General features: G+C 56.5%; 7 protein-coding genes. 1 reads left to right on the top strand and 6 read right to left on the bottom strand.

Features of this window, described 5'->3' with window-relative positions; genetic code table 11:
• Window positions 1-746, bottom strand: a 746-nt coding sequence (locus B3Z49_RS12555; protein ID WP_296991331.1) for a 2-hydroxyacid dehydrogenase, incomplete at its 3' end; no start/stop codon positions are given.
• 47 nt (window positions 747-793) lie between these two features.
• Complete coding sequence (locus B3Z49_RS12550) at window positions 794-1369, bottom strand: hypothetical protein (protein WP_296991328.1); 576 nt, start codon at window positions 1367-1369, stop codon at window positions 794-796.
• 179 nt (window positions 1370-1548) lie between these two features.
• Here B3Z49_RS12550 and B3Z49_RS12545 point away from each other — a divergent pair, with 179 nt between their 5' ends.
• The gene (locus tag B3Z49_RS12545; protein ID WP_296991326.1) at window positions 1549-2163 is read left to right on the top strand and encodes a hypothetical protein; all 615 of its coding nucleotides are present in this window, start codon (window positions 1549-1551) and stop codon (window positions 2161-2163) included.
• A 60-nt stretch (window positions 2164-2223) separates the two neighbouring features.
• Here B3Z49_RS12545 and B3Z49_RS12540 read toward each other — a convergent pair whose 3' ends face one another.
• From B3Z49_RS12540 to B3Z49_RS12525, 4 genes are all read right to left on the bottom strand, one after another.
• Entirely contained in the window at window positions 2224-3681 is a 1458-nt protein-coding gene (locus B3Z49_RS12540) for a DUF4139 domain-containing protein (protein WP_296991323.1), read from the bottom strand.
• A 202-nt stretch (window positions 3682-3883) separates the two neighbouring features.
• Entirely contained in the window at window positions 3884-4369 is a 486-nt protein-coding gene (fliW, locus tag B3Z49_RS12535; RefSeq protein WP_158586097.1) for a flagellar assembly protein FliW, read from the bottom strand.
• Window positions 4370-4485: 116 nt separating this feature from the next.
• A complete protein-coding gene (locus B3Z49_RS12530) occupies window positions 4486-5850 on the bottom strand; it encodes an adenylate/guanylate cyclase domain-containing protein (protein WP_296991321.1) in 1365 nt (454 codons plus the stop codon).
• Window positions 5834-6238: Crp/Fnr family transcriptional regulator (locus tag B3Z49_RS12525; RefSeq protein WP_296991318.1), on the bottom strand; the 405-nt coding region annotated here is incomplete at its 5' end. The genes B3Z49_RS12525 and B3Z49_RS12530, both read right to left, overlap by 17 nt.

Genomic DNA, 6238 nt, shown 5'->3' with positions numbered 1-6238 from the left:
GCAATCAGGTCCTGATCATTGACGACATCGCCGCGCGCGGTGTTCACGATGATCGCGCCATCGGGCAGTTTGGCAATGAAATCTGAATTGACCATGCCGCGCGTTTCGGGCGTTGACGGGCAATGCAGCGACAGGAAATCACAATGGGGCAAAAGGCTTTCGATGCTGTCGTGATAGGTCGCACCCATTTCCTGATCGGCGGGCAACTGGCGGCGGTTGTAATAATGGATGTCCATGTCAAACCCGCGGGCGCGCTTGGCAACCGCCTGACCAATGCGGCCCATGCCAACGATGCCGAGTTTCTTGCCTGTCACTTGTGTGCCCATCAGATGGGTCGGACGCCAGCTTGACCAGGTGGCATTGCGGACTTCGGCCTCCCCCTCGCTCGCACGGCGGGCGGCACCAAGGATCAGAAGCCAGGCAATATCAGCGGTGGCATCGGTCAGAACACCCGGTGTGTTGCCAATGATCACGCCCTTTTTCTTGGCGGCGGCCAGATCGATATGATCGGTCCCGACCGAGAAGGTGGCGATGATTTTGACACTGTCGGAAAGATGATCGAAAAATTCGGCATCAATCGGATCGCCGACCGAAACAAGGGCGGCATCCGCGCCATGACAAAGCGCCAGGATTTCAGCACGGGTCAGGGGATCGTCATCTTGCTGGGTGCGGATGTCGTAACTTTCAGCCGCACGCTTGGCGACGGCATCGGGCAATCGGCGGGTGACGGCAAGAACAGGTTTCATGGTGGGTTTCTCCCTGAAGCGATTTTGTTTTTAAGTTTTCAATTGTTCTAGAATAGCTGCCCAACGGCCAGACGGATACCAATTGATGTGATCACCAGCGACAGCAGGAAGTCGGCGAGAACAATGGTGCTGGCGGTCGGGATCGAGACCGACAGGGTCAGCTTGGCGATATAGACGCCATACACCAACGTTGCGATCACCGCGATAAAGACAAAGCCACCGGCACCCAGCGACGGGAACAACACACCCAGCATCAAGGCCGCCAGATAAAGCCCCATCTGAAGCACGCTTGCCCAGTTATAGACCGTGATAAACGCGATATAGCGTTCCGCACGGCCCAGCATCGGGATGACATGGAACATGATCAGCGGAAAGGCGACCCATTTGATGACATAGGCAATGACTTCGACCAGCATATAACGCATCGCCGGGAAGTCGTCCGGGGCATCGAAAATGTCGTTCCAGCGCAACATCGCAAAGGCCGGAAACACAATCACTGCCGCCAGAAACGAACGCCAGAATCCCTCAATCGAAAAATTAAAAAATCCAAGACCCTGGGTATCGCCACGGGCAAGACGCCATGTGCCGTAAAGGGCGCGCAGGGTTTCGCTGGAACTGCTCATTTGGGGCTTGTTTCCGCACTTTGGGGCAAATCTGATCCTGATTGTCTAGCAGCCTGCCAGACCGAGGGAAACAGCTTATCCCCGAATGCCCGTCCTTCACAAGGTGGGGTTGCCAAACGTCTTTTTCTTGCACGGGTCATCGGGCCCTTGAGACGGCAAAACGAGGTGGCGGGATCAGGATGACGGACAATACGGACGAAGAATATGCGTTGCGCTTGTCCTATCTTGAAAAAACCGATCCCAACTCGCTGGCGGTCGCGCGGCTGTATCTTGAAATGGCCAGTAACCACAGGCCCGATCAGCGCGAAGAAGCATTGGCGCTGTTTGATGCCGCCGATGCAATTTTCGCGCTGCATTTGCCGACGGCACGTGATGCGGCGGTGGCGGGCCTGGCACTTAGCCTTAATAACCGTGCGGCGCTTGAGATTGAGGCCGGTGAATGGGACTGGGCGGTGGATGCCGCCTGTCAGGCCGTCGAACTGCGTCAGGATCGCTTGCGCAATTGTGTCGGGCGCAAGGATGACAAGGAACGACTTGATCTGGGTTATTCACTGGCCGCCCTCGTGCTGGCCCTGCAAGGGGCGGGCAAGCTTGATCTGGCGCTCGATGCGGCATGCGATGCGGTCAAAGTGCTGGGCGCCTTTGCCGGGATGCGCAATCAGGATGCGTTTGTCCTTTTGACCAAGCTGATCTGTATCTATGCCGATCTGTGCAACCGGACGGGTCAGTTGCCCGATGCCAATGTTTTGTTGCCATTGGCCAAGGCGTTTTACACTGCACGCGGCAAGTCCTGAGCAAAGAAAAACGGCCACAAGGAACTTCCCTGTGGCCGTTCCAATTCATGGATTGATTGATCAGCGGGTGCTTGCCACCGACCAGGTCAATGTCACTTCACCATTTGCCGGAACGTCGATTTCCCAGCTGATCTGGCCGGGTTGGTCGCGTTCGTGCTTGTGGCTTTCGGCCGTCACTTTCCAATCCGTTGGCAGGTCTTCACGGACGGTGACGGTTTCGACACGGTCGCTGGTATTGCGGATGGTCCATTTCAGATCAGCCTTGATCGCGTCTGGCAGGTTCGGACGGGCCTTGCGGTCAAACGAGGTGACATTTCGCGTGCCGTTCAGGTCGCTGGCCTTGCCCAGACGAAGCGTCGCATCACGGCCAACCGGGGTCAGCGAAATCATGTCTTCGGAAAGATAGCCGGTATCGCCTGCCGGGGTTTGGGCATAGATGCGCACAATGCCATCCGGCCACGGGCTTTTGGCGTCTTTGCCGCCTTGGTTGGTGATGTCGATTTCTAGGTCCGGGCGGACGAAGTCGTTGGTGTCATTTTGCGCCATGTTATAGACGCTGCTTGATGCCTGGAAGATCGCGTGGCGCTTGACCGGCAGCACCTGCGGATCAAGCAACGGTAAAATCACCGTGTCGCCATCCTGCATCGAAAGGCCATCAAACGGGCCATAAACATGCAGGTTTTCAAAGCTTGCCCGGTCCGGTGCGCCAGCAGAAGGTGCAGCACCATCGGCCATGGCCGACATCATCATTTCGGTGCGTGCGGCCTTGGCCATCGGGGGCTGTTGCACCCGGTTGGGGTCACCGGCGACCAGACGCAAAGACGCATTGTCATAATCGCTGCCTGATCCGTTCATGACCTTGGCGATTGCTGTCAGTTTCAGGCTGTTTTCCGCACGGTCATAATAGGCGGTATAGGACGTGTTCCAACCGATCCCGCCCAGAAGATAGGCCATCGATACGTGATCAAGCGCGGTACCGGTCGCGATATCCGCATCAAGGGTCGGGCTGGTGGTAAAGGCTTCGGGCAGTTCGGAAACAATCACCTGATCAAGCGGCACCTGTTCCAAACCGGCATCGGTTTCAATCAGGGCAACATGGCTTACCGCGACAAGGGTGCCTTCAATCAGGTCATCGTCACGGCGAATGGTGACGGTCTTGCCGATCTGATCGCGTACAAGGTCGTCGATGGCGTTTGATCCGTTGCCGCGATTGCGCAAGGACGTCCAGACAAGATCGGCATCCTTGGCAGTGCCCAGCAGGAAGGAGTCATTCATGATGGTCTGGGGCAGGCCATCAATGCGAAGCGTGCTTTGGCCTGCGGGAATGGCCGCATCGCGTTTTTCGGTAATCAGCGACAGGTTGCCGGGATAAACCGTCAGCTGCAGGCTGGTGCGGTTGTCGGCTGATAGTCCGACGGACGGGCTTTGCGCGCGGGCAGGCTCAGCATCCGGTCCGAAAAATACTGCTGATCCCAACAAGGCGGCGAGTGCAAAACGATTGCGTAATGCTGCTGTCATTCCCGATCCCTTTTGTCATGTTGAAGTGGGGCTATGCAATTTGCTCTGATTGCCACCTTTGCGTGAAAAGATGGCAGGATCAAGGACATGCAGGGGTAATTTCAGGTTAGACGCATAAACACGTGGCGCCAATGCACACAAACGTTGGCCTGCGCAATTCGATGCGCAGCAAAACGTCAGGATCTGACGATGGGGTTTATGCTTAGCTCAGAACGTGGTGGAAGGAATATCCGCCGACCTCGGGCAGGTGATGCTGGTAGGCAGCCTGACGGGCGGTATCAATGATGATCGGCGCGCGCAGATTGACCGACATGCTGACCGGGCCATCATCGGGCTTGTGCAGGGTCACAATCAGCAACACCGCGCCATCTTCCTTTTTGATGCCGTGAATGCCAAAGCCCTGTTCAAGGTGTTCGGGCCGGATCGTATCGCTTTCAAGGTTATAGGGTGCCACGATAAAGGCCAGTTCCGGTTCGGTCAGGCATTGCATCAAAAGAAACGCATTGCCGCTTTCACCCGGGAAGCTTGCCAGCGCAAAGACGTTATGATCAGGAAAGCCTTTAAGCCCGGCCGGGAAGTAAATGGCCTTGTCCCAGGCGAACTCGCGTTCGCCAAACAGGGTGGTCAGTTTTACGGCGGACGGGACGGTCCCCTTGGCCGTCGGGTTCGCGCCTTTTTCGGTCGCCATCGCGTCCTCCTGCTGATCCGTTTTCATGCTGCACCAGAAATATCAAAGCACTTTGGATTGGTTTGCCGGATATTCAAGGGCTTGGCAGACCGGAAGACATTCTATTAGCAGTTTATTTAGCAGCCGTTAAAGCGGACCCCGACAGGTTCACTAAACCCTTTGACCTGAATTGTTTGCGTTTGTGCGTAGCGGGCAAGAAGGATCGGGCCTGCGACCGGGGCCTCTTTACGCAGGCGGTTGGCGAATTGTTCGCTCATGACAGTATCGCTGCCAAGTTCACGGGTGGCCTTTTCAAGGCGGGCGGCAAGGTTGACCGTGGCCCCGATGACGGCGGGCGTGACCGCCTCGCGTTGGCCGATATCACCGACAACGGCCGGTCCGAAATTAAGTCCAACCCCGATTTCAAGCGGTTCGCCGCCGTTTGCCGGGGCCCGCGCCTGCCATTCGGCGACCTGGGCGATGATCGCCTGTGCGGCACAAAATGCATTGGCCGCCGGGTTTTCAAGATCGTCGAAGGCCGCGAAACTCGCCATCACCGCATCACCGATATATTTTTCAACAATGCCGCCATAAGCACCGATTTGCGACGTTGCGATGTGATGGAACTGGTTTAGGAACCGCATGACTTCCTGCGGGTCGCGCTTCTCGGCAAAGCGTGAAAAGCCAATAACATCGGCAAACAGAATAACGCATTCGCGGCGTTCACCCACACGGATCGGTTCATCACGATCGGCCAACTGATCGGCAAGGGCAGTCGGGAAATATCGCGCAAGATTGCCATGCGCGCGTTCGGACGCGGCGGACTGGTTAATCAAAACCCGCAAACGCGAAACCATCACCGCACAGGCCAATGTAAAGACGATGACAATGATCACCTGTTCGGCAAGGGCCGAGATATCGACAAATTCCGGCAGGTTATAGGTATCGATGATTTCTTGCTGGGTTGGGTTCCATTCATCGCCGAAATGCTGGGAAACAATCACCCCGGGCCGCGTCATCAGCCACCAGATCGCCCCGCACCATGATGCAAACAGCCAGAAGCCGAACCACAGGATCAGGCGCGGCGAAAAGGTCATGATGATGATGGCCATCATGATCATCGAAAAGACGACGCCACGGTCGCGCACGACAAAGCCATACAGCCATGCCGGATGATCCAGCAACGGATTAAGCGGATCGGGCACAACCGAGACATAGACAATCAGAACCGCGTCAATCACCGCCAGCAGATAGATCATCCAGTATGATTTGCCGCCGCGAAAGGCGACGAAAAGCTGAACGAACACGCCGGGAATGAACCAGCCGAGGACCTCAAGCAATGTATAAAGCTTACCAGTCGGCGAATCTGGTTTGCTAAACAAAAGCAGGATGAACGCCAGAAGACAGATGCGTAAGAAGGCAACAAGGATCAGCCCGCGCTTTTCTTCGCGGGCGACAAGGCGTTCAAAAATTGACTCGGAAGGCTCAGTTTTTGACGGCATCAGCAAGAAGTTGTTTCAGCCCTTCGCTGTCCTTGACGACCAGTCGACCATCACGGCGCGTGATCATCCCCTGTTTTTCAAGTTCGCGCAGCTTCTTGTTCACCGCTTCACGGGTCACACCCAGCATCAGGCCCAATTCCTGCTGCGACAGCGGCAGGGCAATACGAATGCCTTCCGGGTCCGGGCCGCCATGACGTTCGGCCAGCCACAGGATGCGCTTGATCAAACGTGCGGTCAGATCAAGGAAGTTGGCATCTTCAAGCAGGTCACTGACCCAGCGCAGGCGACGACACAAAAGGGCGGTGATGTGACGGCGCAGCGGGGCTTCGCGGTCAAAGATTTCAAAGAAGTCATCGCGCGAAATGAAAAGTGTCCGGGTCGGGCCAAC

The sequence above is a fragment of the Thalassospira sp. UBA1131 genome (genome assembly GCF_002311515.1).
Lineage (GTDB): Bacteria > Pseudomonadota > Alphaproteobacteria > Rhodospirillales > Thalassospiraceae > Thalassospira.
Note: the sequence above shows the minus strand (reverse complement) of the source record. Positions and strands in the feature narration are given on the sequence as shown.